This is a genomic window from Streptomyces sp. SirexAA-E, assembly GCF_000177195.2.
GTDB classification, from domain to species: domain Bacteria; phylum Actinomycetota; class Actinomycetes; order Streptomycetales; family Streptomycetaceae; genus Streptomyces; species Streptomyces flavovirens.
This window is the reverse complement of the sequence record NC_015953.1, coordinates 5,459,885-5,484,600: the sequence shown is the minus strand read 5'-3', so window position 1 is coordinate 5,484,600 and position 24,716 is coordinate 5,459,885. Positions and strand designations below refer to the sequence as shown.

Sequence of the window (24,716 nt, the reverse complement as noted above, 5' to 3'; positions counted from 1 at the left end):
CCGGCCGGGGGGGCCGGGCGGCGGTCCGGACAGGGCGCGCGGGGCGGGCGCCCGGCCGTTGTCAGTGACGGGGTGCACGATGGTGGGCATGGCCGGTTCCGCACTCGATTCGTTCTCTCCCGCGACCCGCGGCTGGTTCACGGGCGCCTTCGACGCGCCCACCGCGGCGCAGGAGGGTGCCTGGCGGGCGATCGGCGAGGGCTCGGACGTGCTCGTCGTCGCACCGACCGGATCGGGCAAGACCCTCGCCGCGTTCCTCGCCTCGCTCGACCGGCTGGCGGCCGTGCCGCCGCCCGCCGAGGCGAAGAAGCGCTGCCGCGTGCTCTACGTCTCCCCGCTGAAGGCCCTCGCGGTGGACGTGGAGCGCAATCTGCGCTCGCCGCTGACCGGGATCCGCCAGGAGTCGGTGCGCCTGGGCCTTCCCGAGCCGGAGGTCCGGGTGGGGATCCGTTCCGGCGACACCCCTCAGGCCGAGCGGCGTTCGATGGCGACGAAGCCGCCGGACATCCTGATCACCACCCCCGAATCGCTGTTCCTGATGCTCACCTCCTCGGCGCGGGAGGCGCTCGCCGGTGTCGAGACGGTGATCCTGGACGAGGTGCACGCCGTCGCGGGCACCAAGCGCGGGGCCCATCTCGCTCTCTCTCTGGAGCGGCTGGACGAGCTGCTGGCGCGGCCCGCGCGGCGCATCGGCCTGTCGGCGACGGTCCGCCCGGTCGACGAGGTGGCCCGGTTCCTGTCGCCGCAGCGGAAGGTGGAGATCGTCCAGCCCCGGTCGGCCAAGGAGTTCGACCTCTCGGTCGTGGTGCCGGTGGAGGACCTGGGGGAGCTGGGCGGCTCCCCCGCCACGGACGACCCGGCCGGGCAGGCGGAGAAGCCGTCGATCTGGCCGCATGTCGAGGAGCGGATCGTCGATCTGGTCCAGGCCCACCGCTCGACCATCGTCTTCGCCAACTCCCGTCGGCTGGCGGAGCGGCTGTGCAACCGGCTCAACGAGATCGCCTACGAGCGGGCGACCGGCACCGTGTTCGACGAGGACTCGCCCGCCGTGCCGCTGCCGGAGGCCCACTCCCCCGCCGAGATCATGGCGCAGTCCGGTGCGGCCAGAGGTGCGCCCGCTCTGCTCGCCCGCGCGCACCACGGCTCGGTGTCCAAGGAGCAGCGGTCCCAGGTCGAGGAGGACCTCAAGGCCGGCAGGCTGCCGGCCGTGGTCGCCACGTCGAGTCTGGAGCTCGGTATCGACATGGGCGCGGTCGACCTGGTGATCCAGGTCGAGTCGCCGCCGTCCGTGGCCTCCGGGCTGCAGCGGGTGGGCCGCGCGGGGCACCAGGTGGGCGCGGTGTCCACCGGGGTGGTCTTCCCGAAGTACCGCGGCGACCTCGTCCAGGCGGCCGTCGTCACCGAGCGGATGCGTGAGGGTGCCATCGAGGCCCTGCGGGTCCCGTCCAATCCTCTGGACGTGCTCGCCCAGCAGTTGGTCGCCATGGTCGCGCTCGACAGCTGGCAGGCCGACGACCTGCTGGCCCTGGCCCGCCGGGCCGCCCCGTTCGCCTCACTGCCCGAATCGGCGTTCACGGCCGTCCTCGACATGCTCGCCGGGCGCTATCCGTCCGACGCCTTCGCCGAGCTCCGCCCGCGGGTGGTCTGGGACCGGATCGCCGGTACGGTCACCGGCCGCCCGGGCGCTCAGCGGCTCGCCGTCACGTCCGGCGGCACCATTCCCGACCGCGGGCTCTTCGGAGTCTTCCTGGCCGGCGCCGACCCGAAGAAGGGCGGCGGCCGAGTCGGCGAGCTGGATGAGGAGATGGTGTACGAGTCCAGGGTCGGCGACGTGTTCACCCTGGGCACCACGTCCTGGCGGATCGAGGACATCACCCGGGACCGTGTCCTGGTCTCGCCGGCACCGGGAGTCCCGGGACGCCTGCCGTTCTGGAAGGGCGACCAGCTGGGCCGCCCGCTGGAGCTGGGGCGTGCGCTGGGAGCGTTCCTCCGGGAGATCGGCGGGCTGTCGCCCGAGGACGCACGGCTGCGGCTGCTCGCCGCCGGTCTCGACGCCTGGGCGGCCGACAACATCCTGTCGTACGTCGACGAGCAGCGCCGCGCGTGCGGTCATGTCCCCGACGACCGGACCATCCTCGTCGAGCGGTTCCGCGACGAGCTGGGCGACTGGCGGATCGTGGTGCACTCGCCGTTCGGCGCTCAGGTGCACGCCCCCTGGGCGCTCGCCCTGTCCGCCCGGCTCGGCGAGCGGTACGGCATGGACGCGCAGGTCATGCACGCCGACGACGGCATCGTCCTGAGGCTGCCGGACGCCGACATGATGGGCCTCGACCTTCTCGACTTCGACCCCGTCGGGACGGATCCCGGCGATCCGGCGACGGGCGCGGGGGCGGGCACACCGGCCCCCCTCTTCCCCGGTGGCGGGTTCGACAGCGACCAGCCGCCCGTCGGTGCCACCGATGTGGTCTTCGACAAGGGCGAGATCAGTCAGGTCGTCACCGACCAGGTGGGCAGCTCGGCCCTGTTCGCCTCCCGTTTCCGCGAGTGCGCGGCGCGGGCCCTGCTGCTGCCCCGCCGCAGTCCGGGCAAGCGCACCCCGCTCTGGCAGCAGCGCCAGCGGGCGTCCCAGCTGCTCCAGGTGGCTTCCGAGTTCGGTTCGTTCCCGATCGTCCTGGAGGCGGTCCGCGAATGCCTGCAGGACGTGTTCGACGTCCCGGGGCTCACCGAACTGATGGGCGACCTGGAGGCCCGCCGTATCCGCCTGGTCGAGGTGACCACCCAGGAGCCCTCGCCGTTCGCCCGTTCCCTCCTCTTCGGCTATGTCGCGCAGTTCCTGTACGAGGGCGACTCCCCCCTGGCCGAGCGGCGTGCCGCCGCGCTCTCGCTGGACTCCCACCTCCTGGCCGAACTGCTCGGGCAGGCGGAGCTGCGCGAACTGCTGGATGCCGACGTCCTCGGCGAGCTGGAGCGCGAGCTGCAATGGCTGACCGACGACAGGAAGATCAAGGACGTCGAGGGCGTCGCCGATCTGCTGCGCGTCCTCGGTCCGCTCACCGGCGCGGAGCTCGCCGAGCGCGGCGCCGAGCCGCAGTGGGCACAGGACTTGGCGACGACCCGCCGTGCCATCGAGGTCCGCATCGGCGGAGCACCCCACTGGGCGGCGGTCGAGGACGCGGGCAGGCTGCGTGACGCCCTGGGCACCGCGCTGCCCGTAGGCGTCCCGGAGGCCTTCACCGAGCCGGTGAAGGACCCGCTCGGCGATCTCCTCGCCCGCTACGCCCGTACGCACGGACCCTTCACCACCAGCCAGGCGGCGAGCCGCTTCGGACTCGGCACGGCCGTCACGGAGGGAGCGCTGCAGCGGCTCGCCGCCTCGGGGCGAGCCGTCCAGGGTGAGTTCCACCCCGCCGGGATCGGCCAGGAGTGGTGCGACGCAACGGTCCTGCGCCGGCTGCGCCGCCGCTCGCTCGCCGCCCTCCGCCAGGAGCTGGAACCGGTTGTGCCCGCGGCGCTGGCCGGCTTCCTGCCCCAGTGGCAGCACATCGGCGACAGCAGCCTGCGCGGGATCGACGGACTGGCCCGTGCCGTCGAGCAGTTGCAGGGCGCACCGGTGCCCGCGTCCGCCCTGGAGAAGCTCATCCTTCCGAGTCGGGTGGCGGGGTACACACCCGCGCTCCTCGACGAACTCACCACGACCGGCGAGGTCGTGTGGGCCGGTGCGGGAGCGCTGCCGGGCAAGGACGGCTGGCTCTCCCTCTACCTCGCCGACAACGCCCCCCTGTTGCTGCCGCCGCCCCATCCGCTGGAGGAGACCGCCCTGCACGAGTCGGTCCTCGGTGTCCTCTCCGGCGGCTACGGCCTGTTCTTCCGGCAGATCGCCGACCAGGTGCGTGCCACCACTCACCCGGACTGCACCGATCCGCAACTCGCCGATGTGCTCTGGGACCTGGTCTGGTCCGGTCGGCTCACCAACGACACCCTCGCCCCGCTGCGGTCGCTCCTGGGTTCGGGCCGTACGGCCGGTTCCACCGCCCACCGGGCGAAGCGCAGTGTCCCGCGCGGGCGTTACGGCACCCTGACCGGGGCCGCGCGGCCCGCCTCCCGCACCGGCCCGCCGACCGTATCCGGCCGCTGGTCCCTGCTCCCCGCGGCGCAGCCGGAGCCCACCCATCGCGCGCACGCCCTGGCCCGGACGCTCCTCGACCGCCACGGTGTGGTGACCCGGGGGGCGGTGCAGGCCGAAGGCGTCGAGGGCGGGTTCTCCGCGACATACCGCGTCCTCGCCGCGTTCGAGGACAGCGGCCAGGCACGCCGGGGCTATGTCGTCGAGGGACTGGGGGCGGCGCAGTTCGCGATGGAAGGCGCGGTCGACCGGCTCAGGGCGGTGTCCACCGCCCGCGAGCGCCGGGACCCCGACGCGGCTCCCCGCGCGGTGGTCCTCGCCGCGGCGGACCCGGCGAACGCGTACGGCGCGGCGCTGCCCTGGCCGGAGTCACCGGACGGGGCGGGGCACAAGCCCGGACGTAAGGCGGGCGCCCTGGTGGTCCTCGTCGAAGGGGAGCTGACGCTGTACATGGAGCGTGGCGGCAAGTCCCTGCTGGCCTGGCCGACCGACCCCGGCGATCCAGCACTCGTGGCCGCGGCGGAGGCGCTCGCGGCGGCGGCCCGCGCGGGCACACTGGGCACCGTCACGGTCGAGCGCACCAACGGCGCCTCGTCCCTCACCTCGCCGCTGGGCCGCACCTTGGAGGCGGCCGGTTTCCTCGCCACCCCGAGGGGCCTGCGCCTGCGCGCCTGACCCTGACCCTGACGCCCACCGCCCAGCTGCCCACCACCCGCCACCCGCCACCCGCACCACCGTCCGCCCCACCCCCGGCACGTTCGCACGTCCCGCGGACCCGGCCGGGTCCGCCGCTACCCGTCCACCTCCCGGGCCGCGCATCATGGAGGCATGCCCGAAGGTGACACCGTCCTACAGGCGGCCAAGCGTCTCGACACCGCGCTCGCGGGTCATGTGCTGACCCGGTCCGATCTGCGGGTCCCCCGGTTCGCCACCGCCGACCTGAGCGGCCGCACGGTCCTCGACGTCACCGCACGCGGAAAACATCTGCTCACCCGTGTCGAGGACGGCCTCACGCTCCACAGCCACCTGCGCATGGACGGCTCCTGGCGTCTCTACGCCCCGGGCGAGCGCTGGCGCGGTGGCCCCGCCCACCAGATCCGCGCCGTCCTGGAGACGGCGGAGCGTACGGCCGTCGGCTACCGCCTGCCCGTGCTGGAGCTGATCCGTACCCGCGACGAGGACCAGGTGGTCGGCCATCTGGGCCCTGACCTTCTGGGACCGGACTGGGATCCTGACACCGCCGAGCGCAATCTTCGGTCGGCCCCCGGTCGCCCGCTCGGTGAGGCGCTGCTGGACCAGCGCAATCTGGCCGGCATCGGCAACGTCTACAAGTGCGAGCTCTGCTTCATGGCCCGTGCCACTCCCTGGCTGCCCGTGGGCGAACTCCCGCCGGCCACCATGACCCGTCTGGTCCGAACCGCCAAGCAGCTCCTCGAAGCCAACCGCGACAACCCCTCGCGGACCACCACCGCGCCCGTGGCCGTCTCCGCGCGTCCGGACCGCATGCGGGAAGCCCGCCGCTTCCGGGAGAGGCTGTTCGTCTACGGCCGGGCCGACCGGCCCTGTCTGCGCTGCGCGACGCCGATCCGCAGGGTCGAGCTGGACAACCGCCCTACCTACTGGTGCCCTGGCTGCCAGTCCGGCCCCACGCCCTGAAACGCTCGCCGACCCCGTCAAGAAGCAGACGGCAGGAAACCGACGTCAGGAAGCCGCCCGCTCCGGGCCCGGCTCCTCGGCTGCACGTACGTCCCCGTGGCCCTCCCCGGCGGCCCGCCCGCCATCGCCTCGATCCTCGTCTTCATCATCGTCGTCGGCGGGCCGTACGGTCGCCGCCACATGGACCGGCAGGAGACTCAGCCCCCAACCGCCCGCCACCACCGTGCCCTCGACCAGGCCCGCGTGTTCGGGTTCGAGAGCCAGCCGCAGGACGGCCCACCACCACACACCACCGAGGACGAGCGCCGGCACCCACCGCCGCACCATGGCTGCCTCCTCCGGCCGACGCTAGTACGGCCCGGTCTCGTGCCGGGAGGGCGCATCGGCGCACTACCGGCGTGCATGGCCACGACCCGGCGACGCTCGCGCGCCCTCCCCCACACGCCGGAGGCCGGAAGCCGTCCCGGGAGCGCCGCATCACCGCGCTCTCCCGCAGTTTCTCCCGGGGCCGCCCGGCCTGCATCCCACGCTCCGTGTGTCCCCGCACGCGGTGCCCGCCGGCCCGGCCGCCCGCACTCCCGGGCTCCGCACATGCCTGTGCCCCCGTCGTGTATCGACGGGGGCACGGATATGTACGACGCCGGTCCCTGCGCCAGGGACGTACGGGACCGAGCGGCAGCCACTACCGCCCGTCGTCGTCGGTCAGCGAGTCCTTCACACCCTTGGCGCGGTCGGCGGCCCCGCCCACGGCGTCGTCCGCCTTCGCCTTGGCCTGGTCGGACTTGCCCTCGGCCTCCTTGCGGCGGTTACCGGTCACCTTCCCGGTCGCCTCCTTGGCCTTGCCCTTGAGCTTGTCCATCGCGTTCTCGTTCTTGTCCGTCATGACTGCTCCTTGCTTGGAAGTCTGTGCTGCCCGGGCCGGTGGCACGGGGACGGTCAGGCGGATTCCGCCTGGAACATCCACGCGTGCTTCTCGAGGTCCGCCGTCAGCGTGATCAGGATGTCCTGGCTGACGGGGTCGGGCTCGTCCGTCGCCTCGATCCGCTCCCGCATCCGGTCGATGACCACCTGGAGGGCATCGACGAGCACCCGGACCGCGTCCACGTCCTTGACCCAGCCCTCCGGGACGGAGTCGATGGCGGTGGTCTTCGCGAGCGTCCTGGACCGTCCGTCCGGGTTGACGCCGACCGCGGAAGCCCGCTCCGCGACCGTGTCCGAGTGCTGCCGCGCCGTGTCCACGACGTCGTCCAGCTGGAGGTGCACGGACCGGAACCGCGGACCGACCACGTTCCAGTGGACCTGCTTGGCCACGAGGGAGAGGTCGATCAGGTCGACGAGCGCGCCCTGCAGGGCGTCGCCCACGATCTTGCGGTCGCTCTCGGACAGAGGGCTCTTCACGACAGACATCCACTTCTCCGATCAAATCGCTGTGCGGCATGCCTTCGTCCACGATGGCACAAATCACACAAAAGAGTCATTCGGGGAGTTCGTTCAGGAGAACGCCTCCCGGCCTCACTCCGCGCCTGCCCCGCGAACCGCCTCGCACACACACCAGCCAAAAGCCCCGGCCGGCCCGTGAGGGCCGACCGGGGCTTCCGGTTCACCATGAACCACGCAGGTCAGGCGGCGACGACATCCACCGCTTCCGCGGGCGCCTTGATGGTCACCCGTCCCGACGGCACGCCTGCCACCGAGGTGACGGAGACGGAATTGAGCATCGGGCGTACCGGCACGGGCACCGGGTCACTGGCTGCTGCCGACTCGGCCAGCTCTGCCAACGACAGTTCATCGCTCACTTCACGCATGAGCTCGGACATCCGTACGTCAAGCGCGTCGCAAATGGCGGAGAGCAGCTCGGAGGATGCCTCCTTCTGCCCCCGCTCCACCTCGGAGAGATAGCCGAGCGAGACTCGGGCGGACGAGGAGACTTCGCGCAGAGTACGGCCTTGGCGCTGGCGCTGCCGACGCAGCACGTCACCAAGCAGGCGACGGAGCAGAATCATCGGTGGCTCCCTCCTCGGACCGCGTAGCCGCATCCTTCACGCCCCACCGTACCGCCTCGCGCTGCGGCCGTGCGGGGAGCGATGTCGTGTTCACTCAGGGCTGCAAACATCAATTCCCCCCGTTCTGTTCCGTATCCTGTGCCCTCGCGTTCTCGGCGAGTTCGCCCGAGAGCAGCTCCAGCAGGCTTCGGACACTCTCTCTACGGATGTCCGCCCGCCCGCCGTTCAACCTCAGCTCGACGACTTTCTGTACGCCGCCGGGCCCGGAGACCGCCACGAAGACGGTGCCGACCGGTTTCCCGTCCTGGGGCTCGGGTCCCGCGACCCCGGTCGTGGAGATCCCCCAGTCCGCCCCCAGCGCCCGGCGCACACCGGCGGCCATCGCCACGGCGACGTCGGGATCGACCGCGCCTCGCTCGGCGAGCAGGGCCGCGTCGACGCCCAGTACATCCCGCTTGAGCACCGTGGCGTAGGCCGTCACCGACCCACGGAAGCAACGGGACGCTCCGGGTACCCCGGTGAGCTCCGCGGCCACCAGGCCTCCGGTCAGGGACTCGGCTACCGCGAGCGTCTCGTCGCGCTCCCACAGCCGCCTCAGCACCTGGGCCGCCACGGACGTCACCGCTCGGTCTCCGTCGCGCCACGGGCACCGGCGACGGGCTCCACGACGCCCTCGGGCGTGCCTGCGCCCTCGCCCGCTTCCGCGTCCACGGTGCCAGGGACGGCTTCCGCGCCCGCCGTGCCCGTGTCCGCGCTCAGCACGGCGACGACGGGCGCGGACTCGGGTCGTACGGCCTCCGCGGCCGCGACGACCGCCTCCAGGGCCGCCGCGCGCTCGGCCGCCAGTCCCTTACGGCGCAGCACGACAGCTTGCCGAACGTAGTCGAGTCCGGTGACGACCGTCAGCACGACGGCCGCCATCATCACCCAGAAGCGGAGGGTCGCCAGCGGGCCGGTCAGGGCCAGGACGTACATGCCGGCGGCCGTCCCCTGGGCCAGGGTCTTCAGCTTCCCGCCCCGGCTGGCCGGGATCACCGCGTGCCGGATGACCCAGAACCGCATGAGGGTGATGCCGATCTCCCGGAAGAGGATGACCGAGGTGATCCACCAGGGCAGATCACCGAGGGCCGAGAGACAGATCAGGGCGGCACCCATGATCGCCTTGTCGGCGATCGGGTCGGCGATCTTCCCGAAGTCGGTGACCAGGTTGTAGGCCCGCGCGAGATGCCCGTCGAAGAGGTCGGTGATCATCGCCACGGCGAACGCCGCCCAGGCGAACGAACGCCAGACCGGGTCGTAGCCGCCGTCGTGCAGGAGCAGCAGGACGAAGCCCGGGACCAGGAGCAGCCGCACCATGGTGAGGATGTTGGCGATGTTCCACAGTCCGGCCTGGTTGACGGCCGCCGCGCCCAGCTTGCCGCCGCGGGGTGCCGGCGTCGCGCCGGAGCCGCCTGCTGCGGATGCCGGGGCTCCCGTCATCTGGCTGCCTCCGCAAGCTCGTGGTGTTCGGCCACGAGGTCCACTCCCTCGGTGCCCACTGCCTTCGCTTCGACCATAAGGCCCGGGACGAGGCCCTCGCGTGTGGTGAAGACGACCTGGCCGTCCGTTTCGGGTGCCTGGTGCGCCGCACGGCCCACCGCGACCGGTCCGTCCTCGTCGGACTCCACGGACTCGACGAGGACCTGGAGGGTCTCCCCGACCCGTTCCTCGGCGCGCTGCGAGGTCAGCTCCTCGGCCAGCTGGGAGATGTGGGCGAGCCGCTCGGCGATGACGTCGGCGTCCAGCTTGTTCTCGTAACCGACGGCCTCGGTCCCCTCCTCGTCGGAGTAGCCGAAGACGCCGATGGCGTCCAGGCGTGCTCCGGTGAGGAAGCGTTCCAGCTCCGCGAGGTCGGCCTCGGTCTCGCCGGGGAAGCCCACGATGAAGTTCGACCGGGCACCGGCCTGCGGGGCCTTGCCCCGGATGGTGTCCAGGAGCTCCAGGAAGCGGTCCGTGTCGCCGAACCGTCGCATGGCCCGCAGCACCCCGGGGGCGGAGTGCTGGAAGGACAGGTCGAAGTAGGGCGCGACCTTCGGCGTCGAGGTGAGCACGTCGATCAGCCCGGGCCGCATCTCGGCGGGCTGGAGGTAGCTGACGCGGATCCGCTCGATGCCGTCGACGTCGGCGAGCTCGGGCAGCAGGGTCTCCAGGAGCCTGATGTCGCCGAGGTCCTTGCCGTAGGAGGTGTTGTTCTCGGAGACCAGCATGACCTCCTTGACCCCCTGCTCGGCGAGCCAGCGCGTCTCTCCCAGGACGTCCGACGGGCGCCGGGAGATGAAGGAGCCGCGGAAGGAGGGGATGGCGCAGAAGGAGCAGCGACGGTCGCATCCGGAGGCCAGCTTCACCGACGCGACGGGGCTGGTCCCCAGCCGGCGGCGCAGCGGCGCGCGCGGTCCGGAGACCGGGGCTACGCCCTCGGGGAGGTCGGCCGGCGCCGGCGCGATCTCCTGTGCGTGGCCGGGCAGCGCGACGGCGGTGTCCTGGCGCTCGGCGGGGCTGATCGGCAGCAGCTTGCGCCGGTCGCGCGGGGTGTGCGACGCGTGGATGCCGCCGTTGAGGATCGTCTGGAGGCGGTCGGAGATGTCGGCGTAGTCGTCGAAGCCGAGGACACCGTCCGCTTCGGGCAGCGCTTCGGCGAGGTCCTTGCCGTAGCGCTCGGCCATGCAGCCGACGGCCACCACGGCCTGGGTTCTGCCGTGATCCTTGAGATCGTTGGCTTCGAGCAGGGCGTCGACCGAGTCCTTCTTGGCGGCTTCGACGAACCCACAGGTGTTGACGACGGCGACATCCGCGTCCGAGGCGTCCTCGACGAGATCCCAGCCGTCCGCTGCCAAGCGGCCTGCCAGCTCCTCCGAGTCCACCTCGTTACGGGCGCAGCCAAGAGTGACAAGGGCGACGGTACGGCGTTCGGGCATGGACTCAAGACTACTTTGTCCCGGAGCCCGCCCCGGCGAGCAGGGTTCGGTGCTACGGGGAGTGACCGAACGGCGGGCGTGCGGCGAGGGCCGGGAAAGCGGTGAGCGCCCGGTACGGGACCGGGCGCTCAACGGTATGTCTGCGGCGTGGAGATCAGCCGACCTCGGGGTCGCCCTTGGTGTACGAGAGCCGCTCGACCTGTCCCGGCTCGAACTGGTCGTCGACCTTCTTGCCGTTCACGAAGAGTTCGATGGAGCCGGCGTCACCCAGGACGAGGTCGATGCGCTCCTTGTCCTGGAAGGTCTTGGAGTCGCCCTTGGAGAGCAGCCCGTCGAAGAGCTGGCGCCCGTTGTGGTCCTTGGCCGAGATCCAGCTCTTCCCGGTGGCGCTGAGCTTGACCGTCACCTTGTCCCGGGGGGCCGCGGCGATGGCGCTCTCGGAGGGGGCCGGCTTGGGGTCGGCGGGCTTGGTGGCGGTCGGGCTCGGCACGGTCGTGTCCGGGGTCGAGCCCTCGGCGACCTTGGCGGTGCCGGAATCGTCGTCGTCACCGGTGAAGACCGTGAACCCGACGAAACCGATCACGGCGACGATGGCGGCGACCATGGCCGCGGTCCAGTTGGGGCGACGGGGCTCGGAGCGGATCCGCTCCGCCTCGAACAGCGGCGCCGCCGGGGTGGGGGCGGGGCTGCCCCCGTGTTCGGCGTCGTACTGGGCGATCAGCGGGTCGGGGTCGAGCCGGACGGCCTGGGCGAGCATGCGGATGTGGCCGCGCGCGTACACGTCGCCGCCGCAGCGGGAGAAGTCGTCCGTCTCGATCGCGTGCACGATGGGGATGCGCACCCGGGTGGAGCTGCTGACTTCCTCGACCGTCAGGCCCGCCGCGATGCGGGCCTGCTGAAGCACATGACCGATCGAAGGCCGGTCGTCTTCTGGGGAGTTGCCGATGGACACGGGGGCGCCTTTCGAGCGTGAGCCACCTGCTGGATGTTCAGTCTAGGGGTGGTACGAAAGGGTGGGGCAACCGGGAGGGACGACTTTGTACGCCATCGGGTTCGCCGGAGAGCCCCTCGGGCAGGGCCTGGAACGGAGCGGCAGGCAGTCATCCCACCGCCTCTCCTTTCCACTTGACGTGCGACCGGTCGAAAGGGTTGCCCTTCACCTTCCTACGAAGCGGTTTCCCCACGAATCACGGCCAACACTCCGTCGATCTCGTCGGCCTTCACCAGGACGTCGCGCGCCTTGGAACCCTCGCTGGGCCCCACGATGTTGCGGGACTCCATGAGGTCCATCAGCCGCCCCGCCTTGGCGAAGCCGACCCGGAGCTTGCGCTGGAGCATCGAGGTGGAGCCGAACTGGGTGGAGACGACCAGCTCCGCGGCCTGGCAGAGCAGATCCAGGTCGTCGCCGATGTCCTCGTCGATCTCCTTCTTCTGTTTCGTCCCCACCACCACGTCGTCGCGGAAGACCGGGGCCATCTGATCCTTGCAGTGTTGGACGACGGCCGCGACCTCGTCCTCCGTGACGAAGGCGCCCTGCATACGGGTCGGCTTGTTCGCCCCCATCGGCAGGAACAGCCCGTCACCCTTCCCGATGAGCTTCTCGGCGCCGGGCTGGTCGAGGATGACGCGGCTGTCGGCGAGCGACGAGGTGGCGAAGGCGAGGCGCGAGGGCACGTTGGCCTTGATGAGGCCGGTGACCACGTCGACCGAGGGGCGCTGGGTGGCGAGCACCAGGTGGATACCGGCCGCGCGGGCGAGCTGGGTGATGCGGACGATGGAGTCCTCGACGTCCCGGGGCGCGACCATCATCAGGTCCGCCAGCTCGTCGACGATCACCAGCAGGTAGGGGTAGGGCGAGAGCTCCCGCTCGCTCCCCTCGGGCGCCTTCGCCTTGCCGCTGCGCACGGCGTGGTTGAAGTCGTCAATGTGCCGGTAGCCGTAGGCGGCGAGGTCGTCGTAGCGCAGGTCCATCTCCCGGACGACCCACTGGAGCGCCTCGGCGGCCTTCTTCGGGTTGGTGATGATCGGCGTGATCAGGTGCGGGATGCCCTCGTAGGCGGTGAGCTCCACGCGTTTGGGGTCGACGAGCACCATCCGGACGTCCTCCGGGGTCGCCCGCACCATGACCGAGGTGATCAGGCAGTTGATGCAGGAGGACTTTCCGGAACCGGTCGCGCCGGCGACCAGTACGTGCGGCATCTTCGCCAGGTTGGCCATCTCGTAGCCGCCCTCGACGTTCTTGCCGAGCGCCACCAGCATCGGGTGGTCGTCCTCGGCCGCGTCCGCGAGCCGCAGCACGTCACCGAGGTTGACCATCTCACGGTCGGAGTTCGGGATTTCGATGCCGACCGCGGACTTCCCCGGGATCGGGGAGATGATCCGGACGTCCGGGCTCGCCACGGCGTACGCGATGTTCTTGGTGAGGGCGGTGATCCGCTCGACCTTGACGGCCGGGCCGAGTTCGACCTCGTAGCGCGTGACCGTCGGGCCCCGGGTGAAGCCGGTGACGGACGCGTCGACCTTGAACTCCGTGAAGACATTGGTCAGGGAGGCCACGACGGCGTCGTTGGCGGCACTGCGCGTCTTGCCGGGGCCGCCGCGCGTCAGGAGGTCCAGGGAGGGCAGCGCGTAGGTGATGTCACCGGAGAGCTGGAGCTGCTCGGCGCGCGCGGGCAGCGGATCGGAACGTTCGGGCACCGGCTTGGTCAGGTCCGGGACGCCGCCGGAGGCGGAGGAGACCTCGTCGCGGGCGGAGCCGGAGGGCGTGCCGTCGCCTCCCGTGCCGCGTGTCCCCGGGGCGCTCCTCTTCTCGCCCGCCCTGGCCCCGGGCACCGGCGTCCCGGTGTGCTCACGGTCCGCGGAGACGCCCTGGGTGAGGTCGGCGACGACCGGCGAGGGCGGCATCCCGTTGAGTACGGCCCCGTCGAGGGCGGCAGCGGCGGCGGCCGCGACGTCCACCGCGTCCAGCGTGCGGTTCATGGCGGGCTGGGCGGAGGACCTGCGGGTCCGGCGGCGTTTGGCCGGCACCTCGCCGTCTGCGCGGTCCACGTCGTACACGTCCTCGGCGGCGGAACGGCGGCCCGGGGAACGCCGGGAGGCCTCCGGCAGCACGTCGCGCCACTGCTCGTCGTACCGCTCGTCGTCGGCGTCCGCGTACTCCTCCGGCGGCGCGACCAGGCCCAGCCTGACGCCCAGCTGCCTCAGTCGCTGCGGGATGGCGTTGACCGGGGTGGCGGTGACGACCAGCAGCCCGAAGACCGTCAGCAGCAACAGCAGCGGAACGGCGAGGACCTCTCCCATCGTGAAGATCAGCGGCTTGGAGGCGGCCCAGCCGATGAGGCCGCCGGCGTCCTGCATCGCGTCGGTGCCGTCCTCGCGGCCGGGTGAGCCGCAGGCGATGTGCACCTGCCCGAGCACGCCCACGACGAGGGCGGAAAGGCCGATGACGATACGGCCGTTGGCCTCGGGCCGCTCCGGATACAGGATCAGCCGCACGGCGACGGCGCCCAGCAGTATGGGCACGAGCAGGTCCAGCCGCCCGAACGCCCCGGTGACGAGCATCTCCACGAGGTCGCCGACGGGTCCCTGGAGGTGTGACCAGGTACCGGCCGCCACGATCAGCGCGAGGCCGAGGAGGAGCAGGGCGAGACCGTCCTTGCGGTGCGCGGGGTCGAGCCCCTTCGCGCCGCGCCCTATGGAGCGGAACACCGCGCCGACGCCGTGGGCCGTGCCCAGCCAGAGGGCCCGGGCCAGCCGGTACACACCCCCGGTGGGGGACGGCGCGGGTTTGGGCGCCGGCTTCCTGGCCGCCGCCTTCCTGGCGGCTGCCTTCTTCGCAGGCGCGGTCTTCTTCGCTGCGGGCTTCTTGGCGGGCGCGGCTTTCTTGGCCGGCCCTTGGGTACGGCCGGCAACCTTCGCGGTGCCCGCCGCTCCCTGGGAACCCTTGCCGGACGTACGTGAGGCCATGTGACTGAGGTTACCGGTGTCGACCTCGGTGGACACGTGTGCCTACGGCTTCACCCGTCCGTGTCGCCCGGTCGAGGCGCGAAACTGACGTCCTGTCAGCCGCGGCAACCCCCGGGGCCGCTAGCCCTGCGAGGGCAGCGCGTTCGCTGAGCCGCCGGTGCCGGGCTCCAGAGCGTCCAGCGCACGGCGCAGCCCGGTCAGCTTGCGCTCCAGATGGGCGGCGGTGGCCACGGCCGCGGCGTCGGCCGAATCGTCGTCCAGCTGCTTGGAGAGGGCTTCCGCCTGCTCCTCGACCGCGGCCAGCCGAGCCGAGAGCTCGGCCAGCAGGCCCGCGGGCTCCTTGTCGTCGGCGCCCGGCTGCACGCCGCCCTCGAGCTGGAGCCGCAGCAGTGCGGCCTGTTCACGCAGCTGGCAGTTCTTCATGTACAGCTCGACGAAGACCGAGACCTTGGCCCGCAGCACCCAGGGGTCGAAAGGCTTCGAGATGTAGTCCACCGCGCCCGCCGCGTAACCCCGGAAGGTGTGGTGCGGGCCGTGGTTGATCGCGGTGAGGAAGATGATCGGGATGTCCCGGGTCCGCTCCCGCCGTTTGATGTGCGCGGCCGTCTCGAATCCGTCCATGCCTGGCATCTGGACGTCCAGCAGAATGACCGCGAAATCGTCCGTGAGCAGCGCTTTGAGCGCCTCCTCCCCTGACGATGCCCGCACCAGTGTCTGATCGAGCGCAGAGAGGATGGCCTCCAGCGCCAGCAGATTCTCCGGCCGGTCATCGACCAGGAGGATCTTGGCCTTCTGCATCATGGCCCGCCCTCCTCGCCCCGGAATCGCACCGGGTGCCGCCCCAGGGGACGACTCCCTTACGCCGTCCGTCCTTGTGCCGGTCATGGTAGCCGCACCCCGCCCGTCACCACACCCTGTCACCGCGATGTCACTGTGCACATAGCTCAAACGCGGGGCGAGTCCAGAAGGTTCCCCGGATTCCTCACACTCACACCCGTTCCAGCACAACCGATCAAGGGTTCGCGATGACAGGCACCCTGTGCGGTCACTCTCCGCGCATCCACCTTTCCATCACGGACAACAGGTGGTCGGAATCGACGGGCTTGGTGACGTAGTCGGAGGCTCCGCAGTCGATCGCCTTCTCCCGGTCGCCCTTCATCGCCTTCGCGGTGAGCGCGACGATGGGCAGCCCCGCGAACTGGGGCATCCTCCGGATCGCCGTCGTCGTGGCGTAGCCGTCCATCTCGGGCATCATGATGTCCATCAGCACGATCGTCACATCGTCGTGCTGCTCGAGGACTTCGATGCCCTCGCGCCCGTTCTCCGCGTACAGCACCGACAGCCCGTGCTGCTCCAGCACGCTGGTGAGCGCGAAGACGTTGCGGATGTCGTCGTCGACGATGAGCACCTTCTCCCCGTGGAAGCGGAACACCGGCCGGGTCTCCTGTTCCTCCTGCGGGCCCTGCACCCACTCCTCCGGCACGGGGGCCGGGGCGGTGTCCGCCTCGCCGGTGGCGCCGTTCGGCAGGGCCGGGCGGCGGGCCGCCGTCCCCAGGGCCTTGCGCCGGCGCCGGAACACCCCGGCGGTACCGGCCGGATCGCCCAGGGGCGGCTCGTCACCGGCGTGCGGTCCCGTCTCCAGGTGCGGGTCCTCCCCCGCGCCGCCCGAGGGGATCTCGACGCTCCCGGGCACCGTCTGCGGGTAGCCCTGCGGCGGCAGCCCGCTCGGGTGCAGCGGCAGGTACAGCGTGAAGGTCGACCCGCGTCCCGGCTCGCTCGCGGCGTGGATCTCGCCGCCCAGCAGACGCGCGATCTCCCGGCTGATGGAGAGCCCGAGCCCCGTACCGCCGTACTTGCGGCTGGTGGTGCCGTCGGCCTGCTTGAACGCCTCGAAGATCACGAGCATCTTGCTCGACGCGATACCGATCCCGGTGTCGGTGACGGAGAACGCGATCAGGTCCGCGTCGGCGTCGTGCAGCGAGCCGGCCTCCAGCAGGTGTTCCCTGATGGAGTTCGGCACGTCCGCGCCGGCCGGCCGGATCACCAGCTCCACGGCACCGCTGTCGGTGAACTTCACCGCGTTGGACAGCAGGTTGCGCAGCACCTGGAGCAGCCGCTGCTCGTCCGTGTGCAGCGTGGCCGGCAGCTCCGGGGAGACCCGTACGGAGAAGTCGAGCCCCTTCTCCGCGGTGAGCGGCCGGAACGTCGCCTCCACGTAGTCGACCAGCTGGACCAGGGCGATCCGGGTCGGACTGACGTCCATCTTGCCCGCCTCGACCTTGGACAGGTCCAGGATGTCGTTGATCAGCTGGAGCAGGTCGGAGCCCGCGCCGTGGATCGTCTCGGCGAACTCCACCTGCTTCGGCGAGAGGTTGCTCTCGGCGTTGTCGGCGAGCAGCTTGGCGAGGATGAGCAGCGAGTTGAGCGGGGTGCGCAGCTCGTGCGACATGTTCGCCAGGAACTCCGACTTGTAGCGCATCGAGACCGCGAGCTGCTCGGCGCGCTCCTCCAGGACCTGCCGGGCCTCCTCGATCTCGGTGTTCTTCACCTCGATGTCGCGGTTCTGCTGCGCCAGCAGCTCGGCCTTCTCCTCCAGTTCGGCGTTGGAGGCCTGGAGTGCCTTCTGCCGGTTCTCCAGCTCCTGGGAGCGGTCCCGGAGCTGTTCGGTGAGCTCCTGGGACTGTTCGAGGAGCTTCTCCGTCTTCGTGTTGACGCTGATGGTGTTGACACTCGTCGCGATCATCTCGGCGAGCTGGTTGAGGAAGTCCCTCTGGATGTGCGTGAACGGCTGGAACGAGGCCAGTTCGATCACGCCGAGCACCTTGCCCTCGAAGAGCACCGGGAGCACGATCACGTGCGCCGGGGGCGCCTCACCGAGCCCGGAGGAGATCTTCAGGTAGCCGGGCGGCACGTTGTCCACCTGGATCGTCCGCTTCTCCTCGGCAGCCGTACCGATGAGCGTCTCGCCGGGCCGGAAGGACGTCGGCATCGAGCCCGCCGAGTAGCCGTAACTGCCGCGCATCCGCAGCTCGTACGCGCTGTCCTTGCCGCCGTCGGCCGTACCCACCTCGTCGCTGTCGCCGGTGGGCACGGCGAGGAAGAACGCCCCGTGCTGGGCCGAGACGACCGGGGTCAGCTCGCTCATGATCAGCGAGGCCACGTCGTCCAGGTCGCGGCGGCCCTGCATCAGGCCGGAGATGCGGGCGAGGTTGCCCTTGAGCCAGTCCTGTTCCTTGTTGGCCAGGGTGGTGTCGCGCAGGTTGGCGATCATCGTGTTGATGTTGTCCTGCAGCACCTGGATCTCGCCGGCCGCGTCGACGTCGATCTTGAGGTTCAGGTCGCCCCGGGTCACCGCGGTGGCGACCGCGGCGATGGCGCGCACCTGCCGGGTGAGGTTCCCGGCCATCTCGTTCACCGACTCGGTGAGGTCACGCCAGGTGCCGTCGACGTCGCGCACCCGGGCCTGCCCGCCCAACTGGCCCTCGGTACCCACCTCACGGGCCACCCGGGTCACCTGCTCCGCGAAGGACGAGAGCTGGTCCACCATCGTGTTGATGGTGTTCTTCAGCTCCTGGATCTCGCCCCGGGCGTCGATGTCGATCTTCTTCGTCAGGTCTCCCTTGGCGATGGCCGTGGTGACCGTGGCGATCTGGCGTACCTGGCCCGTCAGGTTGGACGCCATCGAGTTCACCGACTCGGTGAGGTCCTTCCAGGTGCCCGAGACACCCGGGACGCGCGCCTGCCCGCCCAGCTCGCCCTCGGTGCCCACCTCGCGGGCCACCCGGGTCACCTCGTCGGCGAACGAGGACAGCGTCGTCACCATCGTGTTGACGGTGTCGGCGAGTTCGGCGACCTCGCCGCGCGCCTCGACGGTGACCTTCTTCGTCAGGTCTCCGTTGGCGACCGCGGACGAGACCCGGGAGATGTTGCGCACCTGGCTGGTCAGGTTGTTGGCCATCAGGTTGACGTTGTCGCTGAGGTCCTTCCAGATGCCCGTCGCACCGCGCACCCGGGCCTGCCCGCCGAGGATGCCCTCGGTACCCACCTCGCGGGCGACCCTCGTCACCTCGTCCGCGAAGTTGAGCAGCTGGTCGACCATCGTGTTGACCGTCGTCACCAGTTCGAGGATCTCGCCCTTGGCGTCGACAGTGATCTTCTTGGAGAGGTCGCCCTTGGCGACGGCGGTGGTCACCTCGGCGATATTCCGCACCTGGAGGGTGAGGTTGTTCGCCATGCCGTTGACGGACTGGGTGAGGTCCTTCCACGTACCGGAGACGCCCTGCACCTCCGCCTGTCCGCCGAGGATGCCTTCCGTGCCCACCTCGCGGGCGACCCGGGTCACCTGCTCGGCGAAGTTGGACAGCTGGTCGACCATGGTGTTGAGCGTGTTCTTCAGCTCGAGGATCTCGCCCCGGGCGTCCACGTCGATCTTCTGCGACAGGTCGCCCCGCGCCACCGCCGTGGCGACCTGGGCGATGTTGCGGACCTGGGCGGTCAGGTTCCCCGCCATGCCGTTCACCGAGTCCGTCAGGTCACGCCATACGCCGGCCACGCCCGGAACCTGCGCCTGGCCGCCCAGCCGCCCGTCGGTGCCCACCTCGCGGGCCACCCGGGTCACCTGGTCGGCGAAGGCGGAGAGCTGGTCCACCATCGTGTTGATGGTGTTCTTCAGTTCCAGGATCTCGCCCCGGGCGTCCACGTCGATCTTCTGCGACAGGTCACCGCGCGCCACCGCCGTCGTCACCTGGGCGATCTGCCGCACCTGGGAGGTGAGGTTGCCCGCCATGAAGTTGACGGAGTCGGTGAGTTCCTTCCAGGTGCCGGACACACCGTCGACGCGCGCCTGACCGCCGAGACGGCCCTCCGTGCCCACGTCACGGGCCATCCGAGTCACCTGGTCGGCGAAGTTGGACAGCTGCGCCACCATGGTGTTGACGGTGTTCTTGAGCTCCAGCATCTCACCGGCCACATCGACGGTGACCTTCTGCGAGAGGTCGCCGTTGGCGACGGCGGTGGTCACCTGGGCGATGTCCCGGACCTGGCCGGTCAGGTTGCGGAAGGCGGTGTTCACCGAGTCGGTGAGGTCCTTCCAGGTACCCGCCGCGCCCGGCACCTCGGCCTGGCCGCCGAGGCGCCCCTCGACGCCGACCTCCCGGGCGACCCGGGTCACCTCGGACCCGAAGGACTGAAGCTGGTCCACCATGGTGTTGACGGTGTTCTTGAGCTCCAGCATCTCACCGGCCACGTCGACGGTGACCTTCTGCGTCATGTCACCACTGGCCACGGCCGTGGTCACCTGCGCGATGTCCCGCACCTGTGTCGTCAGGTTCCGGAAGACCGTGTTCACCGAGTCGGTGAGGTCCTTCCAGGTACCGGCGGCTCCGGGCACCTGCGCCTGCCCGCCGAGCAGCCCCTCGCCGCCGACCTCGCTCGCCACGCGCGTCACCTCGTCGGCGAAGGTGCGCAGCGTCTCCGTCATCTGGTTGATCGTCTCGGCGAGCTGGGCGACCTCGCCCCGTGCGCTCACCGTGACCTTCTGCGACAGGTCGCCGTTGGCGACGGCCGTCGTCACCTCGGCGATACCCCGTACCTGGGAGGTGAGGTTGCCCGCCATCGTGTTGACGGAGTCGGTGAGGTCCTTCCAGACCCCGGCCACCCCGGGGACCGTCGCCTGGCCGCCGAGCTCGCCCTCGGTGCCCACCTCGCGGGCGACCCGGGTCACCTCGGAGGAGAACGACGACAGCTGGTCGACCATCGTGTTGACGGTGTTCTTCAGCTGGAGCATCTCACCGGCCACGTGGACGGTGACCTTCCGCGACAGGTCCCCCTTGGCCACGGCGGTCGTCACCAGGGCGATGTCACGCACCTGTGCGGTCAGCCGGTACGCCATGGTGTTCACGGAGTCCGTGAGGTCCTTCCAGGACCCGGACATGCCCCGCACCTGGGCCTGCCCGCCCAGCTTGCCCTCCGTACCCACCTCGACCGCGACGCGCGTCACCTGCTCGGTGAAGGCGGACAGCTGGTCGACCAGGTTGTTGACCGTACGGGCGACCTTCAGGAACTCGCCGCGCAGGGGCCGCACCGTCTCGTCGGCCGTGTGCGTCCGCAGCTCCATCCGCTGCTCCAGGTCACCGTCGGCGACCGCGGAGAGCACCCGCCCGACCTCGGACACCGGCCGCGCCAGATCGTCGACGAGCTCGTTGGAGGCGTCGATCGCGGCCGCCCAGGAGCCCTCGCAGGCGCCGGTCTCCAGTCGTTCGGTGAGCTTTCCCTCGCGGCCGACCACGCGGCGCACCCGGGCCAGCTCACCGGTCAGATGGAGGTTGCGGTCGGCGACCTCGTTGAAGACCGCCGCGATCTCCGGGAGCAGGCCGTCGCCGGAGACGGTCAGCCGCCTGCGGAAGTTGCCGTCGCGCATCGCCACCAGGGCCGCGAGCAGTCTGTTCAGAGCCGCCGCGTCCACTTCGATGGTTCCATGGCGCTGTTTTTTCACGGACTGTCCGCCTTTTGTGCGCGTTCCTGAACCCCGCGCCGCCACGCCAGACTCCACCGTGTCCCTCCCGCAGGGGTTGACCGTTCGCTCGGGCCGTTCGGACCCGCTGTCGGAAGCTTTCCCACTTCCACTTTGGCTCACCGCCACAGCACACCGTCGACGGGTGACTATGCGGACGTCAAATCGTTGAAACGTACCAGGCCGGAACCGGACGGGGGGCAAGGTCGTGCGGTTGTCGCTCTTCCCTCACCGGGCATCCACAGCCGCACGCCCGCGCACCACCCGAGGGGCCGGGGAGACAAGTACGCCCTCGTGTACCCGGGACACCGGGCGAGCGTCTAGCCTGGCAAGCGAATCGAAGCGGCGAGAAACGGGCACAGGACTCGGGGAAGCGACGAGACACCATATGGGGAGTGCTGTGATCACCGCGCGTGCGGCTGCCACCTTCGATCCGGTCGGACGCTCGGTGGCGACGGCCCGCGCATTTGTCCGCGACACCCTCCAGGGGTGGGGGTACACCGACGTCGTCGACGACGCCGTCGTCCTGACCAGCGAACTCGTGACCAACGCGGTCGTCCACGCCGGCACCGCGGCCGACGTCCTGTGTCTGCGCACCGAGGACGGTGTGCGCGTCGAGGTGTCCGACCACTACCCGGAGCGTGAGATCCCGCTGCAGAGCTCCGGGCTGGACTTCGGCAGCCCGGACCGGGAAGGCGGCCGCGGGCTGCTGCTCTGCGCCGCTCTCGCCACGCGCTGGGGCGTCGAGTACAGCCCGGCGCACAAACATGTCTGGTTCCAGCTCGATCTTCCCGAGCGCCCGGTGGGTATCCGTTCCGCGGGACCGGTCCTGCCCACGGCCCTGCTTCCGGTCGCCGACGAGCGGGTGCGGGTCGCGGTCGTCCAGATGGACAGCTCGGGGGCCATCGCCTCCTGGAACGACGACGCCGTCTTCCTCTTCGGGTACGCGGCCGACCAGGTCACCGGCAAGCAGCTCACCGACTTCGCGGCCTGGCCGCACACCCCGGGCACGAGCACGGGCATCGCCGACGCGCTGCGGCTCTCCCGCTGGGAGGGCAGCTACGGCATCCGCGGCGCGGACGGCCGGGTGATCCCGGTGTACGCCTCGCACCTCAGGGTCCGTGACACCCAGGGTGAGCCCTCCACGGTCTGCCTCCTGGTGCGCGACTACGAGCGTGCCGTGCTGCAGACCCCGGTGCGGGCCCCCGTCGACTCCTCGAACGAGCACCGCGCCGCGGATCCCTTCGAGGTCTTCATCGGCTCTCCGGCCCCTGACGACCTCGACGGACTGCTGCAGCGCACGGTCGAGCGCGCCCGCGACATGCTGGACGCCGACGCCGCGTTCCTGCTGCTGGCCACGGACGACGAGACGGAGCTCGAGGTCCGGGCGACGACCGGACTGCCCTCGGCCCGTCAGCGCTTCGCCAGGGTCCCCGTCGAGGCGGGCACCAACCGTTACAGCTCGGCCCGGATGCCCGCGGTCCATGAGGACCTGGCGGCCGTCCCGGGCGCCGTACCGCTGCTCACCGACACGGGGATGCGTTCCGTCGTCACGGTCCCGCTCAAGGTCGAGGGGCGGCTCACCGGTTCCCTGGGGGTCGCCGCGGAGGCGGCGGGCCGGTACTCCAACGAGGAGGCGCTGCGCCTGCAGTTCGCGGCCGACCGCATCGCGCTCGCCGTGGAGTCGGCCAGGCTCGGAGAGCTGGAGCGGCTGCGCCGCGGTTCCCTGTCGTTCCTGGTCGAGGCGTCCGACCTGCTGGCGGGCACCCTGGACAGGGACCAGACACTGGCGCTCATGGCGCAGATGACGGTGCCGACGCTGGCGACCTGGTGCGCCGTGTACACGATCGCCGATCAGTTCTCGGAGCCGTACCTCTCGTACGTCCTGCACGAGGACGAGGAGCGTATCGACGGCCTCAAGGAACTGTTGGCCTCCATCGCCCCACCGGACCCCGTGCCGACCCCGGGGGCGCGCATCTGGCCCGCTCCCGCCCGCGCCGGCCACGAGGCCGCCCTGCGCGTCTCCACCCGGACGCTCGGCAGGGACGCACCCTTGAGCATGGGGACGGCCGCGCGTACGACGCTGGCGACGGCCGCCGCGGTCGGCGGCGAGACGGTGGTGCTGCCACTCGTCGCACGCAACCGTGTGATCGGCATGCTCACGCTGGGCAAGCCGTCCGACGAGCACTTCCGACAGGAGATCCTGGAGCTGGCCGAGGACCTGTCCCGGCGGGCGGCCCTGGCGCTGGACAACGCCCGGCTGTACTCGGAGCGCATGGCCATCAGCCAGTCCCTTCAGCGCAGTCTGCTCCCGCCGGGCCTGCCCGATGTGCCCAACGTCGAGATCGAGGTGATCTACCGCGCCGCGGGAGAGGGCAACGAGGTCGGCGGCGACTTCTACGACGTCTTCCCCATCAGCGACGGCGCCTACGGTTTCGCCATCGGCGACGTCTGCGGTACGGGGCCGGAGGCGGCGGCGGTCACGGGCCTGGCCCGCCATGCGCTGCGCCTGCTGGCCCGTGAGGGCTTCGGGGGCCCTGCGGTGCTGGAGCGCCTCAATGCGGCCATCATGGACGAGGGCGACCGCAGCCGCTTCCTCACCCTGCTGTACGGGGAGTTGTGGCCACAGGAGGACGGCAGCGCCCTTCTGAAGGTGGTCTGCGCCGGGCATCCCCTTCCGCTGCGTCTGCGTCAGGACGGCTCCGTGGAGGCCGCGGCCGACCCCCAGCCGCTGCTGGGCGTCATGGACGATCTGGAGTTGTACGAACAGGAGGTCACCCTGGAGCCGGGCGATGTCCTGCTCTGTGTGACGGACGGTGTGACCGAACGCCGTGAGGGGACCCGCATGTTGGGCGACGACGGCTTGGCAGAGGTTCTCTCGGTGTGTACGGGCCTCACGGCCGGCGCGGTCGCGGGCCGCATTCTGCGGGCGGTCGAGCGCTTCGCGGCGGAGCCGGCATCGGACGACATGGCGATCCTGGCCATGCGTGTCCCGGAGCCGCAGAACTTCTAGGGGACGCGTCGTCGCGCACAGCAGAAAGGCCCCCGCCTCAGGCGGGGGCCTTTCTGCTTTCCTGAGCCCCAATGCGGAATCGAACCGCAGACCTTCTCCTTACCATGGAGACGCTCTACCGACTGAGCTATTGGGGCCTGTTGCTTGTCGCCCTGCGGCAACGAGCTAAAGCATACCCTAATCAGGCGCTGCTCAGAACCACCGTTCGGCAGCTCCCTGCTTCTGCGGCTTCCGGCTACGCGCCCGGATGCGGGCCTCCGTCGCCGGCCAGGAGCCTCCGCTTCGAACCTCCTGCGGGCGGGCTCCCCTGGAACGCAGAAAAGCCCCGTGCCACAAGGGCACGGGGCTTTCCCGGAACAATAGTTCGGCGGCGTCCTACTCTCCCACAGGGTCCCCCCTGCAGTACCATCGGCGCTGAAAGGCTTAGCTTCCGGGTTCGGAATGTAACCGGGCGTTTCCCTAACGCAATGACCACCGAAACACTATGAAA

14 protein-coding genes, 1 tRNA gene and 1 rRNA gene are annotated in these 24,716 nt (G+C 70.7%); 3 read left to right on the top strand and 13 right to left on the bottom strand.

What is annotated here, in order from left to right; all coding sequences use genetic code 11:
• Positions 1 to 88: 88 nt before the first annotated feature.
• Complete coding sequence (locus SACTE_RS24525) at positions 89 to 4,798, top strand: DEAD/DEAH box helicase (protein ID WP_026359124.1); 4,710 nt, start codon at positions 89 to 91, stop codon at positions 4,796 to 4,798.
• A gap of 153 nt (positions 4,799 to 4,951) precedes the next feature.
• Complete coding sequence (locus SACTE_RS24520) at positions 4,952 to 5,779, top strand: DNA-formamidopyrimidine glycosylase family protein (protein WP_014048706.1); 828 nt, start codon at positions 4,952 to 4,954, stop codon at positions 5,777 to 5,779.
• 45 nt (positions 5,780 to 5,824) lie between these two features.
• On the opposite strand, the gene SACTE_RS24515 is transcribed toward SACTE_RS24520, so the two are convergent.
• From SACTE_RS24515 to SACTE_RS24465, 11 genes are all read right to left on the bottom strand, one after another.
• Positions 5,825 to 6,106: a hypothetical protein gene (locus SACTE_RS24515; RefSeq protein ID WP_014048705.1), complete on the bottom strand. Its 282-nt coding sequence runs from the start codon at positions 6,104 to 6,106 to the stop codon at positions 5,825 to 5,827.
• Positions 6,107 to 6,461: 355 nt separating this feature from the next.
• Positions 6,462 to 6,662 (bottom strand): CsbD family protein, encoded by a 201-nt coding sequence (locus SACTE_RS24510; RefSeq protein WP_014048704.1) that lies wholly within the window; start codon positions 6,660 to 6,662, stop codon positions 6,462 to 6,464.
• 53 nt (positions 6,663 to 6,715) lie between these two features.
• A complete protein-coding gene (locus SACTE_RS24505) occupies positions 6,716 to 7,186 on the bottom strand; it encodes a DNA starvation/stationary phase protection protein (protein ID WP_014048703.1) in 471 nt (156 codons plus the stop codon).
• A gap of 212 nt (positions 7,187 to 7,398) precedes the next feature.
• Positions 7,399 to 7,782 carry a helix-turn-helix transcriptional regulator gene (locus tag SACTE_RS24500; protein WP_014048702.1) on the bottom strand — a complete coding sequence of 128 codons (384 nt, stop codon included), beginning with the start codon at positions 7,780 to 7,782 and terminating at the stop codon, positions 7,399 to 7,401.
• Positions 7,783 to 7,891: 109 nt separating this feature from the next.
• A complete protein-coding gene (locus tag SACTE_RS24495) occupies positions 7,892 to 8,404 on the bottom strand; it encodes a nicotinamide-nucleotide amidohydrolase family protein (RefSeq protein WP_014048701.1) in 513 nt (170 codons plus the stop codon).
• Positions 8,401 to 9,261 (bottom strand): CDP-diacylglycerol--glycerol-3-phosphate 3-phosphatidyltransferase, encoded by an 861-nt coding sequence (gene pgsA / locus SACTE_RS24490; protein ID WP_014048700.1) that lies wholly within the window; start codon positions 9,259 to 9,261, stop codon positions 8,401 to 8,403. Before pgsA ends, SACTE_RS24495 begins: the two co-directional genes overlap by 4 nt.
• Entirely contained in the window at positions 9,258 to 10,736 is a 1,479-nt protein-coding gene (gene rimO / locus SACTE_RS24485; RefSeq protein WP_014048699.1) for a 30S ribosomal protein S12 methylthiotransferase RimO, read from the bottom strand. The genes pgsA and rimO overlap by 4 nt, the downstream gene beginning before the upstream one ends.
• A 154-nt stretch (positions 10,737 to 10,890) precedes the next feature.
• Positions 10,891 to 11,688, bottom strand: a complete 798-nt coding sequence (locus SACTE_RS24480) for a helix-turn-helix domain-containing protein (RefSeq protein WP_014048698.1) — start codon at positions 11,686 to 11,688, stop codon at positions 10,891 to 10,893.
• Between the two features lie 212 nt (positions 11,689 to 11,900).
• On the bottom strand, positions 11,901 to 14,702 hold the full coding sequence (locus tag SACTE_RS24475; protein ID WP_051122637.1) for a DNA translocase FtsK: 2,802 nt from the start codon (positions 14,700 to 14,702) through the stop codon (positions 11,901 to 11,903).
• Between the two features lie 120 nt (positions 14,703 to 14,822).
• Positions 14,823 to 15,503 carry a response regulator gene (locus tag SACTE_RS24470; RefSeq protein WP_014048696.1) on the bottom strand — a complete coding sequence of 227 codons (681 nt, stop codon included), beginning with the start codon at positions 15,501 to 15,503 and terminating at the stop codon, positions 14,823 to 14,825.
• A gap of 244 nt (positions 15,504 to 15,747) precedes the next feature.
• Entirely contained in the window at positions 15,748 to 21,195 is a 5,448-nt protein-coding gene (locus SACTE_RS24465; protein ID WP_014048695.1) for a HAMP domain-containing protein, read from the bottom strand.
• A 418-nt stretch (positions 21,196 to 21,613) separates the two neighbouring features.
• Between SACTE_RS24465 and SACTE_RS24460 the strand changes: the two genes are divergently transcribed.
• The gene (locus SACTE_RS24460) at positions 21,614 to 24,226 is read left to right on the top strand and encodes a SpoIIE family protein phosphatase (RefSeq protein WP_019993267.1); all 2,613 of its coding nucleotides are present in this window, start codon (positions 21,614 to 21,616) and stop codon (positions 24,224 to 24,226) included.
• 64 nt (positions 24,227 to 24,290) lie between these two features.
• On the opposite strand, the gene SACTE_RS24455 is transcribed toward SACTE_RS24460, so the two are convergent.
• Together SACTE_RS24455 and rrf are read right to left on the bottom strand one after the other, a co-directional pair.
• Positions 24,291 to 24,363: transfer RNA gene (locus SACTE_RS24455), tRNA-Thr, on the bottom strand.
• Positions 24,364 to 24,588: 225 nt separating this feature from the next.
• Positions 24,589 to 24,705, bottom strand: a 5S ribosomal RNA gene (rrf, locus tag SACTE_RS24450).
• Positions 24,706 to 24,716: the final 11 nt, after the last annotated feature.